Origin of the sequence: Nesterenkonia rhizosphaerae (assembly GCF_039544555.1) — a bacterium.
Classification (GTDB): Bacteria; Actinomycetota; Actinomycetes; order Actinomycetales; family Micrococcaceae; genus Nesterenkonia; species Nesterenkonia rhizosphaerae.
Genome location: NZ_BAABLW010000007.1, coordinates 665902 through 688036, shown reverse-complemented (window position 1 = coordinate 688036; position 22135 = coordinate 665902). Strand labels below are relative to the sequence as shown.

General features: G+C 62.5%; 21 protein-coding genes. 9 read left to right on the top strand and 12 right to left on the bottom strand.

Annotated features, from left to right (window positions below; genetic code table 11):
* Window positions 1-47 precede the first annotated feature (47 nt).
* Window positions 48-320 carry a GlsB/YeaQ/YmgE family stress response membrane protein gene (locus ABEA23_RS08830; RefSeq protein ID WP_345477681.1) on the top strand — a complete coding sequence of 91 codons (273 nt, stop codon included), beginning with the start codon at window positions 48-50 and terminating at the stop codon, window positions 318-320.
* 207 nt (window positions 321-527) lie between these two features.
* Here the strand turns inward: ABEA23_RS08830 and ABEA23_RS08825 are convergent, their stop codons facing one another.
* Window positions 528-1388 (bottom strand): YflT domain-containing protein, encoded by an 861-nt coding sequence (locus ABEA23_RS08825; RefSeq protein ID WP_345477680.1) that lies wholly within the window; start codon window positions 1386-1388, stop codon window positions 528-530.
* A gap of 77 nt (window positions 1389-1465) precedes the next feature.
* On the opposite strand from ABEA23_RS08825, the gene ABEA23_RS08820 reads away from it, so the two are divergent.
* The 4 genes from ABEA23_RS08820 to ABEA23_RS08805 all read left to right on the top strand — a co-directional run bounded on the left by ABEA23_RS08820 (window position 1466) and on the right by ABEA23_RS08805 (window position 6391).
* Window positions 1466-2596: an Mrp/NBP35 family ATP-binding protein gene (locus ABEA23_RS08820; protein WP_345477679.1), complete on the top strand. Its 1131-nt coding sequence runs from the start codon at window positions 1466-1468 to the stop codon at window positions 2594-2596.
* Between the two features lie 205 nt (window positions 2597-2801).
* On the top strand, window positions 2802-3812 hold the full coding sequence (locus ABEA23_RS08815) for a TAXI family TRAP transporter solute-binding subunit (protein ID WP_345477678.1): 1011 nt from the start codon (window positions 2802-2804) through the stop codon (window positions 3810-3812).
* Window positions 3796-4302: a DUF1850 domain-containing protein gene (locus ABEA23_RS08810; RefSeq protein WP_345477677.1), complete on the top strand. Its 507-nt coding sequence runs from the start codon at window positions 3796-3798 to the stop codon at window positions 4300-4302. The genes ABEA23_RS08815 and ABEA23_RS08810 overlap by 17 nt, the downstream gene beginning before the upstream one ends.
* Window positions 4303-4306: 4 nt before the next feature.
* Entirely contained in the window at window positions 4307-6391 is a 2085-nt protein-coding gene (locus ABEA23_RS08805; RefSeq protein ID WP_345477676.1) for a TRAP transporter permease, read from the top strand.
* Window positions 6392-6420: 29 nt separating this feature from the next.
* Here ABEA23_RS08805 and ABEA23_RS08800 read toward each other — a convergent pair whose 3' ends face one another.
* On the bottom strand, window positions 6421-6897 hold the full coding sequence (locus ABEA23_RS08800) for a twin-arginine translocase TatA/TatE family subunit (protein WP_345477675.1): 477 nt from the start codon (window positions 6895-6897) through the stop codon (window positions 6421-6423).
* A gap of 16 nt (window positions 6898-6913) precedes the next feature.
* Window positions 6914-7780, bottom strand: a complete 867-nt coding sequence (locus ABEA23_RS08795; protein ID WP_345477674.1) for a hypothetical protein — start codon at window positions 7778-7780, stop codon at window positions 6914-6916.
* Between the two features lie 121 nt (window positions 7781-7901).
* Here ABEA23_RS08795 and ABEA23_RS08790 point away from each other — a divergent pair, with 121 nt between their 5' ends.
* On the top strand, window positions 7902-8540 hold the full coding sequence (locus ABEA23_RS08790) for an O-methyltransferase (RefSeq protein ID WP_260073615.1): 639 nt from the start codon (window positions 7902-7904) through the stop codon (window positions 8538-8540).
* Window positions 8541-8591: 51 nt separating this feature from the next.
* On the opposite strand, the gene ABEA23_RS08785 is transcribed toward ABEA23_RS08790, so the two are convergent.
* The 3 genes from ABEA23_RS08785 to ABEA23_RS08775 are packed head-to-tail and all read right to left on the bottom strand — an operon-like array spanning window position 8592 to window position 10017.
* On the bottom strand, window positions 8592-8762 hold the full coding sequence (locus tag ABEA23_RS08785; protein WP_069956225.1) for a DUF3117 domain-containing protein: 171 nt from the start codon (window positions 8760-8762) through the stop codon (window positions 8592-8594).
* 53 nt (window positions 8763-8815) lie between these two features.
* Entirely contained in the window at window positions 8816-9178 is a 363-nt protein-coding gene (locus tag ABEA23_RS08780) for a DivIVA domain-containing protein (RefSeq protein WP_345477673.1), read from the bottom strand.
* A 53-nt stretch (window positions 9179-9231) separates the two neighbouring features.
* Entirely contained in the window at window positions 9232-10017 is a 786-nt protein-coding gene (locus tag ABEA23_RS08775; RefSeq protein ID WP_345477672.1) for an SIR2 family NAD-dependent protein deacylase, read from the bottom strand.
* A 92-nt stretch (window positions 10018-10109) separates the two neighbouring features.
* On the opposite strand from ABEA23_RS08775, the gene ABEA23_RS08770 reads away from it, so the two are divergent.
* Window positions 10110-10472 carry a DUF4870 domain-containing protein gene (locus tag ABEA23_RS08770; RefSeq protein WP_044493227.1) on the top strand — a complete coding sequence of 121 codons (363 nt, stop codon included), beginning with the start codon at window positions 10110-10112 and terminating at the stop codon, window positions 10470-10472.
* A 2-nt stretch (window positions 10473-10474) separates the two neighbouring features.
* Entirely contained in the window at window positions 10475-10846 is a 372-nt protein-coding gene (locus ABEA23_RS08765; RefSeq protein WP_345477671.1) for a hypothetical protein, read from the top strand.
* 101 nt (window positions 10847-10947) lie between these two features.
* On the opposite strand, the gene ABEA23_RS08760 is transcribed toward ABEA23_RS08765, so the two are convergent.
* From ABEA23_RS08760 to dnaG, 5 genes are all read right to left on the bottom strand, one after another.
* Window positions 10948-11820, bottom strand: a complete 873-nt coding sequence (locus ABEA23_RS08760; protein ID WP_345477670.1) for an ABC transporter permease — start codon at window positions 11818-11820, stop codon at window positions 10948-10950.
* Window positions 11817-12857, bottom strand: coding sequence for an ATP-binding cassette domain-containing protein (locus tag ABEA23_RS08755; RefSeq protein ID WP_345477669.1), 1041 nt, complete (start codon window positions 12855-12857; stop codon window positions 11817-11819). The genes ABEA23_RS08760 and ABEA23_RS08755 overlap by 4 nt, the downstream gene beginning before the upstream one ends.
* A gap of 83 nt (window positions 12858-12940) precedes the next feature.
* A complete protein-coding gene (locus ABEA23_RS08750; protein WP_345477668.1) occupies window positions 12941-15133 on the bottom strand; it encodes a prolyl oligopeptidase family serine peptidase in 2193 nt (730 codons plus the stop codon).
* 87 nt (window positions 15134-15220) lie between these two features.
* Complete coding sequence (locus tag ABEA23_RS08745; RefSeq protein WP_425577154.1) at window positions 15221-17944, bottom strand: phosphoenolpyruvate carboxylase; 2724 nt, start codon at window positions 17942-17944, stop codon at window positions 15221-15223.
* Between the two features lie 95 nt (window positions 17945-18039).
* Window positions 18040-20022, bottom strand: a complete 1983-nt coding sequence (dnaG, locus tag ABEA23_RS08740; protein ID WP_345477667.1) for a DNA primase — start codon at window positions 20020-20022, stop codon at window positions 18040-18042.
* Window positions 20023-20129: 107 nt separating this feature from the next.
* On the opposite strand from dnaG, the gene ABEA23_RS08735 reads away from it, so the two are divergent.
* Window positions 20130-20636: an aminoacyl-tRNA deacylase gene (locus ABEA23_RS08735; RefSeq protein WP_345477666.1), complete on the top strand. Its 507-nt coding sequence runs from the start codon at window positions 20130-20132 to the stop codon at window positions 20634-20636.
* A gap of 164 nt (window positions 20637-20800) precedes the next feature.
* Here ABEA23_RS08735 and ABEA23_RS08730 read toward each other — a convergent pair whose 3' ends face one another.
* On the bottom strand, window positions 20801-22123 hold the full coding sequence (locus tag ABEA23_RS08730; RefSeq protein WP_420873644.1) for a deoxyguanosinetriphosphate triphosphohydrolase: 1323 nt from the start codon (window positions 22121-22123) through the stop codon (window positions 20801-20803).
* Window positions 22124-22135 lie beyond the last annotated feature (12 nt).

Below are 22135 nucleotides of genomic sequence, written 5' to 3'. Positions count from 1 at the left end.
GAACTGATATGTAGTGAACGTTTACACCACCGAATTGGAGGCAAAAAATGGGAATCATCGGTTGGCTCTTGCTCGGCCTGATCGCCGGAGCTATCGCCCGAGCCATTCTTCCCGGTAAGCAGCCCGGCGGCTGGATTGCCGCACTCATCACTGGTGTACTGGGCGCCCTGCTGGGTGGCTTCATCGCATCAGCACTGTTTGATGTCAATGTGAACGACGCATTCTTTGACCTTCCGACCTGGCTCTTTGCCATCGGCGGCGGCGTGATTGTTGCCTTCATCTGGCAGGCAATCACAGGTCGGCGCGGCACCAGAGCCTAACGCCTCACGGCGAGCGGCGTGTGAGCCGCTCAAGACTGCGAATCGGCTGATCCGCCGATTTCACCTCCGCCTCTCGGAAAATCCGGGTGCGGTTCGTGAAATCGGCGGATCAGCTGCGTCTAGGGCCCGCGCGTCTAGGGTCCTTGCGTCTATAGCAGCGACTGGTCCTGCCGCCGCGGCACCGAACCCAGACTCCACGCAGCGGGCTTAGCGAGGCTCACCATCTGCGCCCTCAGGGGCCTGAGCATCGCGCCCGCGCCGCTGCGTTCCAGCATCGGCTGCGTCTTCCTCCGCAGCACCCTGAGCCCTCGTAGCATCCTTATCCGGGCTGGAGGCCGGTTCAGCTGACTCAGCTCCTTCGGGCTCCGGCGCACTCTGCTGCGACTGGTTGGCGTTCTCGACATCCTCGCGACGGACGCCGTAACGCGGCCGGCCATCCGGAAGGGAGGCGTAGGCAACACCGGGGACTGAGCTGGGCTGAGCGGCAGGATCAACAACCGCCGCTTCAGGACCCGAAGTGCCCGGATGTGACCTCATCGGCGCCGCCCCGCCGAGTGCTGTGGTCTTACCTGTGGGATCGTTCCAGGCGTTGAGGCTATGAACCCCCGCACCGGCCACTAGGGCTCTAGCCCGGCCGGCGTGGCTGAAGTCGCAGACCACATCGTAGGTGGTGGCCACCATTTGGGTGGAGGAGGAAAAGTCCCGCTGACCACGGCGGATGGCGTATCCCACGACTCCCATGATCATCCAGATCGCCATGCCCAGCACCACGGACATCAGCAGGTTCAGCACCGGGGCCTCGGGGGCAAAGAGGAAGATCAGCAGTCCGATGAAGAAGCCGAACATCGCACCCTGCGCTGCCCCGGCACCGGCCACTCGGGGATAAGAGAGCCGGGAGCGGATGTACTCCACCGAGCGCAGATCGTTGCCCACAATACTGATGGCCTTGATATCAAAGCCCTCAGCCTGGGTCAGGTGGTCCACCACCTTCTGTGCATCCTCGTAGCTGCGGTAGCGGCCCAGCAGCTCACCACGGGGCAGTCCTCCGGCGTTTCTCTGCGCACTCATAGCCCTATTCTTGCAGGGCGCGGTGTGGGTACAAGCACATCAGGTGCTTACACATCATGCGGCACTAGACTAATCAGGTGTCTGATCCATCCATCATCGAGAGCATCCGCCGCCGCCTGGACGAGGTCATCGACCCCGAACTGCGGGTGCCCATCACTCAGCTGGGTATGGTGGGCGATATTGCAGTGGATCACGACGGCGCCGCCGCGCTGCAGATCAAGCTCACTGTAGCTGCCTGCCCGATGCGCAACCGCATTGTGGAGGACGTCACCGCCGCTGCAGTCCGCGCTGAAGGCGTACGCACCGCTGAGGTGCAGCTGGATGTGATGACCCCCGAGGAGCGCGCTGTCCTGAAGGAGCAGCTGCGCGGCGGGCAGGGCGGGAAGATCAACCGGTTCGCCCAGGCTGATTCTCTCACCAAGGTCTACGCGGTGGCCTCGGGCAAAGGCGGCGTCGGCAAGTCTTCGGTCACAGTCAACCTCGCCACCGCGCTAGCAGCACAGGGGTTGAAGGTCGGTGTGGTGGATGCCGATGTCCACGGCTTTTCTGTCCCGGATCTGATGGGCATCACGGCCAAACCGACCCGGCTAGACGAGATGATCCTGCCTCCGGTGGCACACGGGGTGAAGACCATATCCATCGGCATGTTCGTCGAGGGGAACCAGGCAGTGGCCTGGCGAGGGCCGATGCTGCACCGGGCCGTGGAGCAGTTCCTCACGGATGTCCACTTCGGCGATCTGGATGTGCTGCTCCTTGATCTGCCCCCCGGTACCGGCGATATCGCGATTTCGGTGGCTCAGCTGCTGCCGGGGTCGGAAATCCTCGTGGTCACCACGCCGCAGACCGCGGCCGCCTCGGTGGCTGAACGCGCCGGAGCGCTCAGCACTCAGACCGGGCAGCAGGTTGCCGGTGTCATCGAGAACATGGGGCCTATGACCATGCCCGATGGCACAGTGCTGGACCTCTTCGGCTCCGGCGGGGGCGAGCTGGTCGCCCAGCGTCTGAGCGAACAGCTGCAGACGGAGGTCCCTCTGCTGGGATCGGTGCCCCTGGATACCACCTTGCGCCAGGCAGGTGACGACGGCGCCCCCGTGGTCCTCTCGGCACCCGACTCCCCCTCCGGTACTGCCCTGCGCAACATCGCAGCAAAACTCGCCTCACGGGGCCGAGACATCAGGGGTCGTTCACTGCCGCTGAGCATCGCCTGAATCTCTATCGCCTGAACCTTTAGCGCTTGACCTTCGCCGCCTAAACCTTCTCCACCCTTGGCCGGTGGCCCCTCGTAATAGAAAACGCATCACATGATGCCGCTCACATACACTTGTGCCCTGCACCATATGAGCCGCTTCACACCCGCGCTCTTGTGACGCGGGCCTTAGCTCGCACCGTATGTACTCGAAGAGGGAGAAAACAATGACGTGGAAAACCCAGAGCCTACGGCTGGGCGGGTTGCTGGCAGCATCGGCGCTGCTGCTGACCGCCTGCGGAGATGGCGAGGGCAACGGTGACTCTGCAGGAGAGGCCGGCGAAGTCGGCAGCATGGACGCTGAGTTCATCACTATCGCAGCTGGCGGATCCTCCGGACCGTATTACCAGATCGGTGCCACGATGTCCGAGATTCTCGGCACTGAGCTGGACTCCGACACCTCCGTACAGGCCACAGGTGCCTCGGCGGAGAATATCAACATGATCTCCGACGGCGACGCCGAGATCGCATTTGTCATGGGAGACGCCGCGGTCCAGGCCACCGAGGGCACCGGGCCTTTCGAGGGCGATGCCCGCGAAGACCTCATGGCGATCATGACCATGTATCCCAATACTGTGCAGCTGGTCGCCACCGCTGCTTCGGGTATTGAGGCGGTGGAGGACCTCGAGGGTCGCAATGTGGCCGTGGGCGACGTCGGCTCCGGCGTGGAGCTCAACGCCCGCACAGTGCTGGAAGCACATGGCATCACCTATGACGACATCAGCGCGGACTACCTCTCCTATGCAGAGGCCACCGATCAGATGGCCAATGGCCACATCGACGCCGCTTTCGTCACCTCCGGACTGCCGAACCCCACCCTGACCGAGCTGGGCACCAATACTGATTTCATTGTGGTGCCCATCGAGGGAGAGGGTGCGGAGAACCTGCTGTCCGAGCATGACTACTTCTCTGAAGACGTCGTCCCCGGCGGCACCTACCTGCAGGATGAGGATGTGCCCACCGTCGGTGTGACCAACCACCTCCTGGTCAGCTCTGAGCTTTCCGAAGACGCCGTCTACGACATCACTGCTGCGTTCTTCGACAACCTTGACCGCCTTCACGGTTCTCACTCTGCAGCACAGCAGATCACCCTGGAGACCGTGACTGATGGCCTGGTGGTACCGCTGCATCCAGGCGCCGCCCGGTACTTCGAGGAACAGGGTGTGGAACTGGACTGAGCCCTTCGGGGAACCATCACTGTCGCGGCGGCGGCTGCTGGCCCTGAGTGGGTCGGCAGCCGCCGCCGCGCTGGCGCCTCTGCTGCTGAACTCCTGCAGCAGCGGACTGCGTCTGGTCTGTGAGCACCAGCGAACAGGTGAGGTCTACGCACAGGCGCCGGTGGAAACCGGAACCCAGGTGACTCTTTCTTGGATCCATTCCATTGAACTTTCACGCTGGAGCGAGACCTATCTAGTGCGACCTGACCGGTTGGTGCTGTCCAGTACCGAGTTCTTCGAATACGGCGCAGGAATGCCCCTGGGCGAGGGTGATGTCCATCTCAGAGATGGCAAGATTGTGATCGAGAACATTAATCGGAACTTTGACGCAATCCGTTGGTTCCACTCCCATCGTGCCGACTACCGCATCAGTATCAACGACGATCCGTCACTGATCGATGCTTCCGAACTTCCCGACCGTGAACCTCTCACACTGAGCATGAGGAACTAAGACCGTGACCAGCAGTAATGAACACCGCAGGACAACAGCCGCAAGTGGTGTAGAGCCCCGAGGACAGTCACAGCTGACCCTCGGGGATGGAGACACGCCCAGCAGCTCTGACTTGAGCACCCTGGTCCCTGAATCCGAGGAGGAGCGCGCAGCACGGGAGGCCGAGGCCCAGGAGGCTGCAGCCAAATACGACGCGGAATCCCGTGTACGGAAGGACCAGTGGCGCCCCCTAGCCCTGGTGATCAGCGGCGTGGCGATCTTCATCGCGCTCTATCACATCTACACCGCATACCAGCCGCTGCTTCCCACCCTGGTGCACCGCTCACTGCACGTGAGCGTCATGCTGTTCCTGGTGTTCATGATCTATCCGCCCACCCGGAAGGCGCAGGCAGCACTGTGGCGGGTCCCGGACGTGATTCTGGCGCTGCTGTCTCTGGTACCTACGTTCTATCTGTGGGCGAATTATGAACAGGTTGTCCTTCAGGCCGGTCGTTTCTCGGCGCTGGACGTAGCTGTGGGCACCCTCTTGGTGGTGCTGGTGCTGGAGGCCGCACGCCGCGTCACTGGCTGGGCGCTGCCGATTCTGGCCGTGCTGTTCATCCTCTTCGGGCTCTACGGACGCGAACTACCCGGGTTGTTCCGGCACCGCGGGTATGACTGGGACACGCTGGCCTATAGCTTCTACGCCACCACCGAGGGCATCTTCTCTACTGCCATCGGAGTCTCTGCGACCTACATCATTCTCTTCATCATCTTTGGCGCGTTCCTGGCCAAATCCGGCATGAGCCTGATGTTCAACGACCTCGCACTAGCTATTGCAGGGCAGACACGCGGCGGGCCAGCAAAGGTCGCCACTGTCGCTTCAGGCTTTATGGGCTCCATTAATGGCGCGGCTATTGCCAATGTGGTCTCCACCGGAGCCTTTACCATCCCGCTGATGAAGAAGATCGGCTATACCCGCACCTTCGCCGGGGCAGTGGAGTCCACTGCCTCGGTGGGCGGACAGATCCTGCCGCCCATCATGGGTGCTGCGGCGTTCATCATGGCCGAGACTCTCGGGGTCCCCTACACCACCGTCGCCCTCGCCGCGATAGTTCCAGCACTTCTGTACTACGTGAGCCTGATCGCCCAGATTCACCTTCGCGCCACGCGCATGGGACTCAAAGGCATCTCCAAGGAGAACCTGCCGGCAGTCCTGGATGTGCTCAAGGAGCGCGGACACCTGATGCTGCCGCTGCTGTTCCTGCTCTACATGCTCTTCTTCTCCGGACGCACTATCCTGTTCTCCGCCGCGATGACCATTGTGGTGACTGTCCTGGTGGCCATGCTGCGCAAAACCACACGCATGGGCCCCAAGCAGATCCTGGCCGCCTTGGAGGATGGTACCCGTTCTGCATTGGGCGTGGCGGTGGCCTGCGCTTGCGTGGGCATCATCGTTGGCGTAGTGAGCATCTCTGGCTTCGGCGTGACTCTGGCCAGCGCGATTGTCTCGCTTTCTGGCGGAGTGCTCTTCTGGACCCTGGTCTTCACCATGATCGCCTGCTTGGTGCTGGGCATGGGACTGCCCTCCATCCCGGCGTATATCGTCACCGCCACTATGGCAGCTCCGGCGCTGACCCAGCTGGGCGTGGAACCACTGGTGGCGCACCTTTTCGTCTTCTACTTCGGGCTCTTCGCGAATATCACCCCGCCAGTGGCGCTGGCTTCCTTCGCTGCCGCTGGCATCTCCGGAGGCAAACCTATGGCCACCGGTCTGGCCTCTTTGAAGTTGGCCTCAGCGGGCTTCGTGATTCCCTATATCTTCGTTTACAACCCGGATCTGCTGCTGCTTGATGTCAGCTTCCTCGATGGCGCCGCAGTGGTCATCTCGGCGATCGTGGCAATTCTGCTGCTCTCCACAGCAATTGAGGGCCACTTCATGGTGGATATGGCGTGGTACTTGCGGCCGGTGATCGCCGCAGGAGCAATCATGATGCTCAATACCAATCTCACCTTCGACCTCATCGGTCTTGGCCTGGTGATTCTGGTGCTGGCAGTGCAGCTGCTCAAAGCCCGCTCTGCTGGCAGGTTGAGCATCCGCTCGATCTGAGCTCAGCAGCCTAATCGAGGTGCCACCGGTTAGGTCGCGTCAGAATCAAACGGCGCGGGGGCGCTGGCCAGGGGATCCTGGTCAGCGCCTTCGTCGTCTAGTGTCCCGGCCTCTGTACCTGCTGTCCCAGCTGCTGCACCAGCGACTCCTGCGGCCGTAGCCCGCCGGCTGCCAGCTGCCGGAGCGGAACTGAAGAGCTCCCGGGGATCCACTGATTTCTGCAGGTTCTGCACTCCTGCGCGCGCCTGGTCGTAATCATCAGCAAGCGCCTCACGGATGATTCGCCGGGGGTCATACTGGCGCGGATCGTATTTCTGCCAGTCCACGGCGTCGAAGTCCGTTCCGGTCTCCTCACGGAACCGGACTTTGGCATCTTCTGCCATACCACGCGCTTTGCGGACCCATCCTGCCAGGGTCTGAGCATACTGCGGCAGACGTTCAGGCCCCAGGATCACCAGGGCCAGCACTATGAGTATCAGAAACTCGTAGACGTTGATGCCGGGCACAGGGCAACTTTACCGTCTATCGCAGCCAGGAGATGATCTCATCGAACCCGCGTTCCAAACGGTCAGCGGTTCCCGGTGAGGTGGGCAGCATCTGCACGCGCGAGCGGTCCGTAATCATCACCCAGGAGGTCACCTCTGAGGCTGCGGCGGCAGGCAGGTCTGAGCTGATGACGTACTGGACGCTTCCGGTCTCCACGGCGGTAGTCCAGGCGGCTCCACCGCGATCGATGAACAGCAGTGCTTCCTGACCTGTCGAGAGCAGAATACGCTCTGAGGTCACGGACGCCAGATCGATGCGAGACATCAGCTTCTCGGACAGCGGCGCCAGAACCAGATCTTCTTCTTCCACCCGGGTCTCAGCGACGGTGACGTAGTTGCGGCCGTCGCTCATGTTCAGCTGCATAGTGCGCACACCGTCAACTGAACCGGTCTTCAGGGACTCCGAGCGCATGTTGTAGCCGCCTTCGAGATACGGCACTGCCCAGCCCAGGCGCTTGAGCTGACTGAGGTTGTCCAGCGAGATCTCGCGAATAGGGGCGGCACCCTGTGCACCGGGCAGAATGACCGGCTCCTCCAGGGGTGCCTGCTGCCCAGCGGCCGCGGTGTTTACCGGAGTGCCTGAATCTGCATTCTCCCGGGTCGGAAGCTCATCAGCGGCTCGCGGTTCTGGAGGCAGAAGAGATTGCAGAGTAGGCACCGGAACCGCTCGACCGCCGAGAAACCACGCAGTGGCAACAATCAGGCATAGGACGGTGGCCAGAGAGGTCAGGAAGACAGCACAAATCCAGCCGACCGACAAACGTCCGGCTCGTCTAGCTGCGGAACCCCCAGCTGCCGTGGTGACAGGCTCAGGCTCCCGAAGAATTCCGTTCTCCCTGGGCATCCTGGTAAGTGTGCCCGGGAAACCTGAGAATATCCTTAAAATTTTCAATGAAGGTCGGTCTGCTCACTGGAGAGCCGGAACTATAGGATTAACCCGTATCGCAGGGAGGATCCGCACAACTATGAGCAGCGCACCTACGGCCAAGCACGCGAGCTGGGCCTACGCCGAACAGCACAGCGGGCAGGACCCGGTGTTTGAAGCTGCCCGGCTGCGAGCTGCCGAACTCGGCGTGAACACCATCGGAGAAGGGACAGCCTCGGCCCTTATCGCCTTGGCGGCAGCCAGTAGAGCCCACAGCATTGTGGAAGTAGGCACCGGAGTGGGCGCCTCTTCTGCTGCGCTGCTGCGTGGCGCCCCGGAGGCTGTCCTGACCACCATAGATGTAGATCCCGATCACAGTGCTGCCGCTCGGGATCTGTTGCGCCAAGAAGGTATCAGCCCTTCGCGCACCAGGCTGATCACCGGGCGAGCTGAGCAGGTACTCCCCCGCCTGAAGACGCAGGGCTATGACATGGTCTTTGTCGACACGGATCCGGCGAGCGCTGCTGAATTCGCTTACGAGGCAGTCCGCCTGCTCCGCACCGGGGGCATGCTGTTGATCAATGACGCTCTTCACGGTGACCGCGTGCCGCGTCCTGCCGTGCGGGATGCTGGGACTCACGCGCTCCGAACGCTAGAGCGCGCCCTCCTTGAGGATGAGCGGGTCACCACAGCGCTGTTCGGCACCGGAACCGGACTGCTGCTGGCAGTACGGACCTGAGCACAGTCACGCTCATATAGCGCCGGCGCCCTTGGCGGGGCGGGGATACTGTTACTCGCCGACGGCCTCGACCAGGCACTGCTTCAAAGCCTGTGCCTCGTCATTGTTGATCTCCAGCACCAAACGTCCGCCGCCGTCAATCGGCACACGCATGATCAGGCTGCGTCCTTCCTGGGTGACCTCCATTGGACCGTCGCCAGTACGCGGTTTCATTGCAGCCATCGAGTGATTCCCTCTCGTGTCAGGTATGCCAGTGTGAGGCTTGTCGTCCTCTATTATCGCTCACTAGGTCCAGATGTCATCTCAGTCACGGTGCGGGCTGCCTCTTCTGAAGGTGCCAGAGCCTGTTCCTCCGGCAAGTCAGCCTGCTTCTGCTGGGCCTGGAGCTGCTGAACCAGAGCGTCCACAAGAGCGTCCACCTGATCCATCCGGTAGCCGCGTACCCCCGAGTCGAAACGCAGTTGCTCAAGGTCTTCAGCCCTGATATTGCCCGCCGAGCGCTGCAGCAAGTGCTGCACGCTGTGCGGCCCACCCCCGGTCCCTTCCTCCTGCGGAATTTCGGCTCCATCCCAGCGGCCTACAAGAAGCATGATGATCAGTCCGATGAGCACCAAGGCGAGCAGATAGAGCCACAACATAGTCCTACAGTATCGGGTGACTGCGGGATTCTGAGTGCAGTACGGGCAGCGTCTCAGCTGAGACCTGAAGTCAGGGCGGGCAACATCTGACCGCTTGTTCCGCGCACACAGTAGTCCATCAGTTCGCTCAGTTCGGTCTCTTCGGGGTTCACCTCCACCAGGGGGGTACCTCGCTCGAGGGCCAGAAGCGGCAGGGAGGCAGCCGGCTGAACAATGCCGGAGGTGCCCACTACCAGTACAAGATCAGCACGCCGGATCGCTTCGGCCGCGGCCTCAAACGCCTCTACCGGCAGCATCTCCCCGAACCACACGACGCCGGGGCGCAACAGTCCGTTCTCGCAGTGTTCGCATGGAGGTGTCGGATCAGGTTCAGGGGGCGACTGGAAGCCGTCATAGTCGGGACGAGGCAGCTCATGCGGTTCGCCACAGTCCACGCAGCGATAAGCGGAAATACTGCCGTGAAGGTGGGCCAGAACCTCGGCTCCGGCACGTTCGTGAAGGTCATCGACGTTCTGCGTCACAATGGTCACAGAACCCCCGCGCCGATTGAGCGCGCGCTGCCATGCCGCCAGGCTGAGATGACCTGGATTTGGCTGCACCTGCTGGATCAGCGCCTGGCGCCACCGGTACCAGGTCCACACCAGATCGGGGTTGCAGGCAAAAGCCTCCGCGGTGGCGAGATCCTCCGCGGAGAAGCGCTCCCAGAGACCGGCCTGCACCTCCCGGAAGGTCGGCACTCCGGACTCTGCACTGATGCCGGCGCCGGAAAGCACAGCGACGTGGCGTGCCCGGTGGGCCAACGCTCGGATGTCCTCGGTGATGTCGTGGAGCACCTGCATAGATCTACGGTACAGCGCACCTCCTGGAGACTGCCTGGGCGCCGGATGCTGCAGTAAGCTCGGACTTGAGACGTATCGAGAGAGGAACCTCCATGGCAGAGCCGCAGTACGGTCACAGCGCCCCGCGTCCCATGACCGCCGGTGAGGAGCAGGGCTGGGGTGTGGGTATGCACCTGGGCGGCCTCGTGCTCAGCTGGCTTGTGCCGGTAGTGCTATGGCTGGTCTTCCGTGAGCGCTCCAGGATGCTCGACGATCACGGCAAAGAAGCGGTGAACTGGCAGATCACATTCTTCATCTTCTATGTGATCAGTGTGGTACTCATGCTGGTGCTGGTGGGATTTGTGCTGCTGCCGCTGCTCTACATCGTCAATGTCATCTTCAGCATTCTGGCGGCACTAGCCGCCTACCGCCGCCAGCCCTTCCGCTACCCCTTCGCTATTCGTCTGCTCAAATAGCCGTGACCTGCTGGTCCGCTCCGGTCCTTGGGCTCGCAGCGGGAGCCACGCTGCTCGCTGCCTCCGCCTGTTCAGGCGGCGGTGCCCATATGGGCGAAGACCGGCTGCCGGAGGGTGAGGTCCATCTGCAGCAGCCGGTCACCGTCGTAGGCGGTGATTCACCCACCCTCTGCGTGGGCATGGTCATGGAGTCAGCCCCGCCGCAGTGTGAAGGGCCCACGATCACCAACTGGGACTGGGGCAGCTATGAGGGGACATATGTGGCACACCCTGAAGGCTCCTGGGGTGATTTTCTTCTGCGGGGCGTCCACGATGCGCGGGCCAATACCTTCACCGTGACAGAGGCAGAACCCAACTCCCCTCCGTCGAACTGACCCTGCCGCCTAAGCGCCAAAAAGGCGCCGTCGCTGGCCCCCTGACACGGGAACTAGCGACGACGCCTGCTGGCTTAGGCTAGAACGAATCCTTATGCGCCTCAGCTCTTGCGGTTGTACAGGAACATCGACAGCGGAGCGAAGATCGCCACCAGCACAGCGCAGTAGATGAACACCAGGGTGATGCTGCCGACATCGTAGGTTCCGTCCATCAGCTCGCGAATTGCGGTGACGACAACGGACACCGGGTTGGCCTCCACCACACCCTGCAGCCAGTTGGGCATGGTTTCGGTGGGCACGAAGATATTCGAGGCAAAGGTCAGCGGCATCATGATGGTCATTGACGCGCCCATCACCGCTTCTTCAGTGGGCAGCAGCAGTGAGAGAGTGGTCCACACCCAGGAGAGGCAGAAGCTGAACACCAGCAGCAGCAGGAACCCAGCTGCTGCTCCGCTCAGTCCGCCCTCAGGCCGGAAGCCCACCAGGAAGCCCACACCCAGGATGATGACTCCAGCCAGGGTGTAGCGGACCTGGTCTCCCAGCAGGGCGCCTACCAGCTGCGCAGGCCGCCAGGTAGGCAGCGAGCGGAACCGGTCGAAGATACCCTTGGAGATGTCCTTATTCAGGGTCATGCCGGTGTACATGGTGATCATGATCAGCGTCTGCACAAAGATGCCCGGAATGAAGAACTGGACATATTCACTCACTGCAGGGCCGCCGGTCTGGCCGGTGCCTGAGACCACTGCGCCCATGGCGCCGCCGAAGATGTAGGTGAACATCACCGTCATGATGATCGGGAAGATCGTCACATCAAAGAGCTGCATGGGGATGTGTTTGATCTTCAGCATGGCTCGCCAGCCGAAGGTGATGGATGCGCTCACTGCGCTGGAGGGAGTGGGGCGTTCGGTCTCCGGAAGGAGGACGCCCAGAACTTTCTGGCCTTCGGCGACGCGAGATTCAGTCACGGTGCTCACTTGGAGGTCTCCTCATTCTCATTCTGCTCGGCGGCGTCGCCTTCCTTGGACTTCTCCTCGGCAGGCTTGCCGGTCAGGGCCAGGAACACCTCATCCAGGCTGGGCTGGCCCAGAGAGAAGGTCTCGACCCCCACAGCTGCCTCTTCTAGGGCATTGAGCGCCACCGCGGCGTTCTGCCCCTCCCCCAGACGTGCGGTCAGTGCCGCGGCGTCAGATTCGCGGACTACCTCAACACCGAGGGTGCGGGTCAGGATTTCGGCTGCGGGCTCTCGGTCTGCGGGATCAACCACCCGCACTTTCAGGGCACCGGCACCCACCTGGGCCTTAAGCTGACCGGGAGTGCCTTCAGCAATGACCCTGCCGTGATCGATGACTGCCAGCCGGTCTGCCAGCTGATCTGCTTCCTCCAGGTACTGGGTGGTCAGCAGGATGGTAGTTCCGCCGTCTACCAAGGTACGAATAATGTCCCAGACCTGATTGCGGCTGCGTGGGTCAATTCCCGTGGTGGGCTCATCCAGGAACATCAGTTCGGGAGTGACAATGAGCGATCCAGCGATGTCCAGTCGACGGCGCATGCCACCGGAGAACTTCTTCACCTGACGATTCGCGGCATCGGTCAGCCCGAAGGCCTCCAACAGGTCCATGCCGCGGGCGCGAGCCGCGTGCTTGGAGAAGCCCAGCAGCCGGCCCAGCAGAATCAAATTCTCGATGCCAGTGAGGTCCTCATCCAGGGAGGCGAACTGGCCGGTCAGTGCGATCTTCTCGCGGATACTCTTCGGCTCGGCGAAGACATCGTGACCAAGCACAGTCGCGCTGCCTTCATCCGGTCGAAGCAGCGTGGCCAGCATCCGGATAGCGGTGGTCTTACCGGCACCATTGGGCCCCAGCACACCGTAGATGCCGCCTCGTTTGATGGACAGGTCCACGCCGTCGACAGCGGTGTTCTCTTTAAACCTCTTGACCAAACCGTGAGTTTCCACGGCGAGATCAGAGGCGGCGTGAATGCCGGGGGCGGGCGCTGATGCAGGCGCGCTCATAGGTGTGCCTCTCAAAGGGGTAAAGGGGTGCAGGGAGATTCCTGACTCATCTTACCGGTGAGAGATGAACTGAACAGCCCCGTTTAATCGTTCAGTCGTTGCCAGAGGTAGCGATAAATCAGTGCATTCATCACTGCCCGCTGCTCAGGGTTGGCTGCTCCGCCGTGCCCGCCTTCGGTGTTCTCCCAGTAGGTGACGTCTACCCCGAGGTCCTGAAGTGCAGCTGTCATTTTGCGGGCATGGCCCGGATGGACCCGGTCATCGCGGGTGGAGGTAGTCAGCAGCACCGGTGGGTAGTCACGTCCCTTCTCCAGGAGATGATAGGGGGAGAAGGTCTGGATGTAGTCCCAGTCTGAGGTCTCGGGGTCCCCGTACTCTGCTCGCCAGGAGGCCCCGGCCAACAGATGCGAGTAGCGCCGCATATCTAGCAGCGGCACCTGGATGACAACCGCCCCGAACAGGTGAGGGTACTGAGTGAGCATATTGCCAGTGAGCAGACCGCCATTGGACCCACCGCGGCAAGCTAGTTTCTCCACCGTGGTCACTCCGGTTTCCACCAGATCCTCTGCCACCGCGGCGAAGTCCTCATAGGCCCGGTGCCGGTTTTCCTTTAGCGCCGCCTGGTGCCACCGTGGGCCGTATTCACCGCCGCCGCGAATATTGGCCAGGGCGAATACTCCACCCTTCTCCAGCCAGGCTTTGCCCACCAGGGACAGGTAGCCAGGGGTCTGACTGATCTCGAATCCGCCGTAACCATAGAGCACTGTGGGCTGGGGTTCGGGCCCGACGATGCTGGTCTCGCCCGGGACATTCTGCTGGGTCTCGACGGCGGCTTGGACAGTCTCTGCCGGACCAATCAGGAAGTAGGGGATTTTGGTGCCGTCGGCGCTGGTGGCAAATCGTTGGGCGGTGGCCAGGCCGGAGGCCTCGAACCGTTCCGGGGCCTGTTTCAGCCGCTGAGCGGTCTCTTCCTCACCTTCGAGCAGCGGAGCAAGACTGCCAAGATACTTGGTGGTGGGGATCAGGAAATCCTCAGCGGTGATCCACACGTCGTCACTTTCCCGCGGGTCCACTGCACTGACCGAGACTGACCCGGTGATGCTGTCAAAGACCCGCTTGCTCTGCCAGTGACCTGAATTTCGCCAGTGAGCTTCTACATGCTCCACAACGTCTTCCATCACGGTCAGCACAAAGACATTGCGAGTAGCGGTGATGCCCTGCAGCGAGGTGGACTCTGTGGGTACAAACAGTGGAGTGATCTCGACGACGTCCTCGTCATCCCGCGGCCCGTTCAGGAAGGTCTCGGCGTCGGCGACGTAGAGGCTTCCACCGGGCAGCATGGTTCCTGCGATGAGGGTGTCGGTACGCGGTGCGAAGAAGATCAGGTCGCGGTGGAAGCCCAGCCGCACGTCAGTGGCCACGTCAATCCGGGTCAAGATGGGTTCATCCTCAGCGTCATAGCTGAGCACATAAGTCTCGGAGTCATAGAAGCCGATGACGCGGCTGGCCAGGTGACGTTCATAGCCCTCAGTCGAGTCATAGCCAGCACCGGCGACCATATCGTCCTCGGCAACGCTGATGATCGGCTCCGCCTGGGTCAGCGGGGTACCGCGCTTCCACCTCCTGGCGATGCGCGGGTAGCCGGAGGTAGTCACCGGGCTGCCGAGTTCGTCGCTTCCGGCGATGTTCACTGCCGCATAGACAGTGTCCTCATCAATCCAGCTCAGGCTGCCTTTGCCCTCTGGCTTGTAGAAGCCGCCCTCTTCCTGCGGGATGAACTGCTTGGTCAGCAGGTCAAACTCCCTGGTGACATCTGCATCCGATCCACCACGGGAGAGCGAGATCAGCGCACGCCGCCAGGGGCTGTCTGCTGCCCCCGGGGCAGGGCGAAGCACGGTGGCACCGTGCCAGACCCAGGTAGTGCCTTCCTGGACGGAGAGCGCCTCAAGATCCAGGATGATCTCCCATTCTGGGTTCTCACCGCGGTAGGACTCCAAGGTGGTGCGCCGCCACAGCCCCTGAGGGTGCTCGGCGTCGGTCCAGAAGTTGTACAGATGGGGACCGCGCTTGACGACCCCGGGAATGCGATCTGCGGCGTCCATGATCTGACGCAGCTCGTCCTTCAGCGGAACGAAGGCCTCATCCTGCAGTGCTGCCTCGGCCTTCGCGTTGTGTTCGCTCACCCAGTCCAGAGCCTGTTCGCCTTCGACATCCTCTAACCACAGGAAAGGGTCGTTCTGCGGATCGATCAGCCGGGAGTCCTTAAGATCAGCCATGGGCCGAGTCTAGACTGACACCGGTGCTGCTCACCGATGATGACGTTCTCCCCTGCTGCGGCGGTGCGGTGTGCCGGTTTCTCCGGCTCAGCCGGTGTTCTGCAGTCCGGCGGCCACGCCCTTGAGGGTAATCAGCAGCAGATTCCGCGGATCCGCGATCTCCGCGTCGCTGAGCGTCCCCGAACGCAGCTTCCTTAAGGCACGCAGCTGCAGCAAGCTCAGCGCATCCACATAGGGGTTGCGCAGCTGTACGGCCCGGCCCAGCACCCGGTGATCCTGCAGGAGACGGTCCTGCCCGGTGATGGCCAGCACCCACCTTTCAGTCAGTTCCAGCTCCTGCAGCACAGCCTCGGCAAGCTCCTCACGGTCCCCCAAAGCGAGGTAGCGGCGGGCGATACGCCGGTCAGTTTTGGCCAGGGACATCTCGATATTGTCGATGAGCGCCCGGAACAGTGGCCATTCTGCATAGGCCTGGCGCAGCAGGTCCAGGTTATTGACGCTCTCCAGCGCTGTCCCGAGCCCGTACCAACCGGTGAGGTTAATCCGTGCCTGGCTCCACGCGAAGTTCCAGGGGATAGCACGCAGATCCTCGAGAGATTCAACGGAGAGGCCCCGTTTGGCAGGACGGGACCCGATGGCCAGCAGCCCGATCTCATCCTGCGGGGTTACCTGCGCGAACCAGGGGGCGAAGCCCTCGGCCTTCACCAGCGCATGGAAACGTTCGCGGGATGCGCTATCGAGTGCCGCAGCGAGCTCCGCGAATCGCTGAGCAGCCTCTGCGTTTCGTCTCTCCACCGAAGGGGCACTGGCCATCAGCGTGGCCGCAGCAACCTGCTCAATGTGGCGCAGGGCGATCTCTGGGTTGCCGTAACGGGCCGAGATCACCTCACCCTGCTCAGTGACTTTGAAGCGCAGATCCACCGAATGCGGCGGCTGGGCAAGAATCGCGCGGTTGGCGGGTCCACCGCCGCGGCCCAGCGCCCCACCTCTGCCGTGGAATTGGGTCAAGGTGATGTCGTTCTCCAGCGCCCACGCTGCGATCTTCTCCTGCGCTTCGTAGAGCGCAAGGGTGGCGGCCACCGGGCCGACGTCCTTGGATGAGTCTGAATAGCCGAGCATGACTTCCATGCGCCGACCGGTCTGCTCCAGACGTGCCTGAAGCTGCGGTGTCCGCAGGGCCTCTTCCAGGATGCGCGGGGCATTCTGCAGATCCTCGTATGTTTCGAACAGCGGAATGACATCCAGCACCGGAGCATTCTCGGGCCCATCCAGTGCCGCCTCGGCCAACTGGTAGACATCTGCCAGGTTCTCGGCAGTCTGGGTGAAGGACACGATGTAGCGTCGGCACGCGTCGACCCCGTAGCGCTGCTGAACCGAGGCGATGGCCCGAAACGTTTCCAGGACTTCTTCGCCGGGGACAGCCATCTTCTCCACCGATGCCGGGTCCTTCAGCCACTGCAGCGTCTGGCTGTGCACCGCAGAATGCTGTCGGACCTCCAGCTCTGCGAGATGGAAACCGAACGTCTCCACCTGCCAGATCAGCTCCTGAAGGTCACCATAGGCGGCGCGCGGAGCACCGGCAGAGGCCAGCGAGGACTGCACCGTCTTAAGGTCCTCCACCAACTCCTGAGGTACCCCATAGGCCAGATCAGCATTGCGTTCACGGGTGGCTTCGATACGCCCGGCAATGGCCAGCAGCACCTGCCGGTGAGGTTCACCGGGCGAGTGCTCAGCCGCCGTCGTAGTCAGTTCCTCCGAGAGCTGCTTGAGCTGATTCCACAGGCCGCTGAGCTTGCTGGTGGGCGGGGTGTAGCGCTCGTCCAGGGTCAGCGAGAGGCCCACCGCACGGGCGCGGCGCTCCAGATCCGTCAGCACTCGGTCTGCTGCCTGAGCTACGGCTTTGCGGGTGATGGTGGCGGTGACGTTGGGGTTGCCATCTCGGTCTCCGGCAATCCATGAGCCCAGCCGGATGAAAGCAGGGGCTTTCGGTGCAGCAGCTCCGGCCCGCTCGCCCTGCAGCCAGTCGTCCATGCGACGGTATGCCTGGGTGAACACCGAGGAGAACGAGGCGTCAAAGACGCCCAAGGCGGTGCGCACCTCGTCCAGCGGGGAAGGGTTGGAGACCCGCAATTGGGCGGTGCGCCACATATTGTCGATCTCTTCGAGCAGGTCCCGGGTGTTCCGCGCCAACGAGGTAGCCCCGATGCGCGGGTCATCGCGCTCATCAAGCAGGGTTCCGATACGCCGGACACTGGCGGTGATGGCGTTTCGGCGGGCTTCAGTGGGGTGGGCGGTGAGCACCGGGTGGAAGCGCAGTTCCTTCAGGCGGCGTTCTGCCTCGCCTTCACCGACCTCATCGGCCAGGTGCTGGAAGGCAGCGGCCACGGAATCCGATGGTTGCTGCTGCTGCAGCGGCAGCTCACCATCGCGGGAGCGCAGCGTGCGCACCCGGTGTTGTTCCTCGGCGAGGTTAGCCAACAGGAAGTAGCAGGTGAAGGCGCGCGCGACCTCCTTTGCGCGTTCGGCGGTGAAGGACTCCACCAGAGCTTCAGCACTGGCCAGGGTCTCCTCCGAAGGATCCTCGATGGCGGCGATGGTCAGCGCCCGCAGCTTCTCCACATCCTCGTAGAGGCCAGCGGAGTCTTCCTTGGCGTTGCCGTATTCGGTCAGGACCTGTCCCAGCAGGCCGCCCAGGAGCCCGACGTCGCGGCGCATGGCCTCTGGGATTTCATGCTCAGCGGCTGCGCGAGAGTGCTGCGCCTGTGCTGACTGCTGTGCATCGCGGTGCGCCTGGGGTTCCGTGTGGGTCATCCGGGGTCTCCTCTTTGGTCGTGGTGGGTTAATCACCTCGAGGCCTATGCGCGACCCCATCGTCACGCGGTGTGTTCGAGGACACGTTATCAAGCTCAGTCCAGCTGGCGGAGCGTACGACGACGACGCTCCAGTTCCATCAGCTCCTCATTGATGCGGCGATACTCCTCCGGCTCTGCGCTGGGGTCCATGCGCTGGAGCCGTCCCAGCAGGTTCGCTTTCTCGTGCTGGATCTTCAGCTCGACCAGCCGGTTGAGGATCTCTTGGCAGTAACGGTCCAGATGTTCTTCTGTCTTGGCCGGCAGCGCGGTCACCGCGAGTTCTGAGACCAGGTTGCGCAACGGTTCGGGAACTTCTTCGCGGACGTTCTGCACCCAGATGCGGGGATCTGAGGCATTGGCTGCGGCGATGCGGATGCCGTCGTGGATGGCTTGGTGGGCGGCGGCGGTGAAGCGGACGCTGAAGATCTCTTCCCACTGCTCCGGGGTCAGTCGGGTGGGGTGCTGAAGGATGACTTCAAGGGCCTGGCGCTCCATCATCACGGCAGGATCCCGCGGATCCGGGCGCTGGAAGGCCGGGGCCTGACCTGCAGCGGGCTGATGGTTAGGTGCCGAATACCCGTTCTGGTAGTAGTCCTCCGCTACCGGTTCCTCATACTGCCGACCGGAGCCGTGAGAACGCTGCCCCTTGGGCGCGGCAGGACCTCCTCCTGCGGTAGCGGCTTGCTCCGCCGCGGGGGTGGCCCGGGCAGTCTGGCGCGGGGAGTTCCGAATGGCTGCTTCGACTTCACCGACATCGGTGCCCAGCCACCCAGCCAGCTCCCTGGTATAGGCCGCACGCAGCGCAGTGTCACGAATGGAGGCCACCACCGGGGCAGAGGTCTTCAGCGCCCCGATCCGGCCCTCCACCGAATTGAGGTCCCAGTCACGCAGCCGCCGTCGAACCACAAATTCCACCAGCGGGGTCTTGCCTTCGATGACCTGCTGCAGAGCCTCGTCTCCGCGGTGCTGGCGCACATCGCAGGGGTCCATGCCCTCAGGACCTACCGCGATATAGGTCTGGGCGTTGAACTGATTGGCCTCGTTGAAGGCTTTCACTGCAGCCTGCTGGCCGGCCTCATCCCCGTCGAAGGTGAAGATCACCTCGGCAGGGCTGCCGTCATCGGAGAGCAGCCTGCGGGCAATCTTGATGTGACCGTCGCCGAAAGCGGTGCCGCAGGTAGCTACGGCGGTGTCCACCCCGGCAATGTGGCAGGCCATCACATCTGTATAGCCCTCCACCACTACCAGCTGGCGTTTCTTGGCGATACTGCGTTTGGCGTGCTCGATCCCGTAGAGCACCTGGGATTTCTTGTAGATCGCGGTCTCGGGCGAGTTCAGGTACTTGGGGCCCTGATCATCCTCGTAGAGCCGTCGTCCGCCGAAACCCACAGTGTTTCCGGTCATATCCCGGATAGGCCACATCAGGCGTCCACGGAAGCGGTCGTAGAGGCCGCGGTTGCCTTCAGAGAACAGTCCGGTGAGTTTGAGTTCATCATCCCGGAAGCCTCGGCTGCGCAGGTGTTCCAGCAGATTGCTCCAACCCTTGGGGGCGTACCCTACGCCGAACTGCTCAGCATGGTCCTTGGTGAATCCGCGGACGGTGAGCTGTTCGCGAGCGATCTGCGCCTCGGGGCTGTGCAGGTGTTTCTGGAAGAACTCGTCAGTGATCTTATGGGCATCCAGCAGTCGTTGCCGGCGGCCCACTTCGGCCTTATCCGGGCCGCTGCCGCCATCCTCGTAGCGAAGCTCGATGCCGTATTTCCCGGCGAGCCGTTCAACGGTCTCCTGGAAGCTGGTGTGCTCCATGGCCATCAGAAAGGCGATGACATCACCAGACTCCCCGCAGCCGAAACAGTGATAAGTCCCTACATGGGGGCGGATATGGAAACTCGGCGAGCGCTCATCATGGAAAGGACACAGCCCCTTCCAGGAACCGATCCCGGCACCTTTGAGAGTGACGTACTGTTCAACGACCTCGCGCAGATCGGCGCGTTCACGCACCGCATCGATATCCTCACGCTTGATCAGTCCAGCCACAGTTCCAATCTACCCGGGTTCAGATGGTGACTGCGCCGCTTTTCCACAGGCGAACGGGGCGGCCACTGCGCAACGATTCTCGGACCAGATAGGTAGGCTTGGGCACCATGAGCGCTGATCTCACCGGACGTGAACGTGTGGCTGCCGATGCTGCAGCCCGCGGGGTAGACCTTGAGTTCGTAGAGCGCGGCCCGGCGTCGTCGCTGGAGGAAGCCGCGGCAAATCTGGGGCTTGAGCCCCGCGAGATCGTCAAGACCCTAGTGGCCAAGGCCAAACGCACCCAGACCGCCGCGGACTCCGAGTATGTGCTGGCGCTGATCCCCGGAGATAAAGCCGTGGACTGGGCCAAGCTGCGCAAACTGGCTGGCTACAAGAAGATGTCCATGGCCTCACCCGATGAGGGCTACGCGGCCACCGGCTACCGCCCCGGCACCATCAACCCCTTCGGTGCGACAGCGGTGGAGGGGTCGACGACGCCGCTGCCGGTCTATGCCGATGAGTCCATCAGCGGGCGCATCGCGATGGGTGCTGGTGAACCCCACCTGAGCCTGCTGGTGGATTCTCCCGAGTTATTCGCCGCTTTTCAGGTCATTACCGGAGATATCGGCAAATAGGCGACCCGCCTACTGGCGCTGTCGGAGCCGTTGGGACAGAAAGCTCCGGAACTTCAGTCGCCGACAATTGACTGGTCACTTTGTCCGTAATGAGAGGCGTTCTGCCCGCGTCTTAACGGACAAACTGCCCACTCGACTCCCCCGGTAGCGTCCTGGGCAACGAATCAGCCGAAGAGCGGGCTGGTCACCGGTTTGCCGTGGACCAGGGTGGCGTACCACTCCAGGCAGGCGCCATCAGTGAGTGAAGCGATCTGGTCGATGATGGCGCGGTGCCTGCCGGCGTCGTCGGCGGCGGCGTGGAAATCAGCCTGGAAGGGCGGGTCCAGGAACCGGTCACCGGTCTCCAGCAGCAGCGCATGCAGAGCTTCAATCACATCGCGCTGCCGCACATAGACCGGCATCTGCTCGCGCGAGGCCATGATGTAGTTGGCGGCGATCCCCTTCATCAGGCAGATTTCCTCCAGGGTCTCCTGTGGAACGACCAGATGGGCTTCGTGCCGGACCAGCGGCTTCTCCCCGTAGGCTTCACGCGTCGCCGCCCAAAAGGCGTTGCAGAAGCGACCAATGAGCTCGCTGGTCATATTCTTCAGCGCCGCCAGTGACCGTCGCGACCCGTCGGACTCCTTGACCCAGTTCTCACTGGATGCCAGACGCTCCAGCGCTGCCTCAATCCGGTCCTCTTCAGCATCGGGCAGGTACCACTGCTGGGTAGTCTGAATGACTCGACGGCGCTGAATATCGTCATCGAGAAACTTCAGCTGGAACCTGCCGTTGACAATTCCGTCTTCAACATCGTGGACCGAATACGCAATGTCATCGGCAGCGTCCATGACCTGGGCTTCCATGGATTTACCCATGCCCTCGACACCCTGGCGGATCCAGAAGAAGACGTCCAGGTCATCCTCATAGGCCCCGAATTTCTGGCTGCGCGTGCCATCAGCCTTCAGCGGCGCTTCATGGGCCCGCCAGGGGTACTTCACCGCTGCGTCAAGCGACGCCCGGGTCAGATTCAGCCCGGCCGAACGCCCATCGGGGTGGAACCGTTTGGTCTCCAGCCGGGTGAGGATCCGCAGGGTCTGCGCATTGCCCTCGAATCCCCCGATATCCGCGGCCAGTTCATTGAGCACCGTCTCCCCGTTATGCCCAAACGGCGGGTGGCCCAGATCATGCGAGAGGCAGGCGGCATCCACCACATCGGGGTCGCAGCCGAGCATCCGGCCCAAATCCCGGCCCACCTGAGCGACCTCCAGAGAATGGGTCAAGCGGGTACGGGAGAAGTCATCCACATGCGGGGAGACCACCTGGGTCTTGGCACCTAAGCGGCGCAGTGCGGAAGAGTGCAGCAGGCGGGCCCGGTCGCGCTCAAAGCTTGAACGGTAAACAGATTTGCCATGCTCGGGAACCCAGCGGTCCTCATCGGCCTCCGTATAGCCGGGCCGCAGCTCCGCATACTGACCTTCTTCTCGCTCTACATTCCGCGCATTCACATCGAACACCTT

What these genes read in the sequence shown, in the direction of transcription:
- ABEA23_RS08830 (WP_345477681.1), top strand. Translation starts at nt 48, where the DNA reads ATGGGAATCATCGGTTGGCTCTTGCTCGGCCTGATCGCCGGAGCTATC.
- ABEA23_RS08825 (WP_345477680.1), bottom strand. Translation starts at nt 1,388, where the DNA reads ATGAGTGCGCAGAGAAACGCCGGAGGACTGCCCCGTGGTGAGCTGCTG.
- ABEA23_RS08815 (WP_345477678.1), top strand. Translation starts at nt 2,802, where the DNA reads ATGACGTGGAAAACCCAGAGCCTACGGCTGGGCGGGTTGCTGGCAGCA.
- ABEA23_RS08795 (WP_345477674.1), bottom strand. Translation starts at nt 7,780, where the DNA reads ATGCCCAGGGAGAACGGAATTCTTCGGGAGCCTGAGCCTGTCACCACG.
- ABEA23_RS08790 (WP_260073615.1), top strand. Translation starts at nt 7,902, where the DNA reads ATGAGCAGCGCACCTACGGCCAAGCACGCGAGCTGGGCCTACGCCGAA.
- ABEA23_RS08785 (WP_069956225.1), bottom strand. Translation starts at nt 8,762, where the DNA reads ATGGCTGCAATGAAACCGCGTACTGGCGACGGTCCAATGGAGGTCACC.
- ABEA23_RS08780 (WP_345477673.1), bottom strand. Translation starts at nt 9,178, where the DNA reads ATGTTGTGGCTCTATCTGCTCGCCTTGGTGCTCATCGGACTGATCATC.
- ABEA23_RS08775 (WP_345477672.1), bottom strand. Translation starts at nt 10,017, where the DNA reads ATGCAGGTGCTCCACGACATCACCGAGGACATCCGAGCGTTGGCCCAC.
- ABEA23_RS08770 (WP_044493227.1), top strand. Translation starts at nt 10,110, where the DNA reads ATGGCAGAGCCGCAGTACGGTCACAGCGCCCCGCGTCCCATGACCGCC.
- ABEA23_RS08755 (WP_345477669.1), bottom strand. Translation starts at nt 12,857, where the DNA reads ATGAGCGCGCCTGCATCAGCGCCCGCCCCCGGCATTCACGCCGCCTCT.
- ABEA23_RS08750 (WP_345477668.1), bottom strand. Translation starts at nt 15,133, where the DNA reads ATGGCTGATCTTAAGGACTCCCGGCTGATCGATCCGCAGAACGACCCT.
- ABEA23_RS08745 (WP_425577154.1), bottom strand. Translation starts at nt 17,944, where the DNA reads ATGACCCACACGGAACCCCAGGCGCACCGCGATGCACAGCAGTCAGCA.
- ABEA23_RS08735 (WP_345477666.1), top strand. Translation starts at nt 20,130, where the DNA reads ATGAGCGCTGATCTCACCGGACGTGAACGTGTGGCTGCCGATGCTGCA.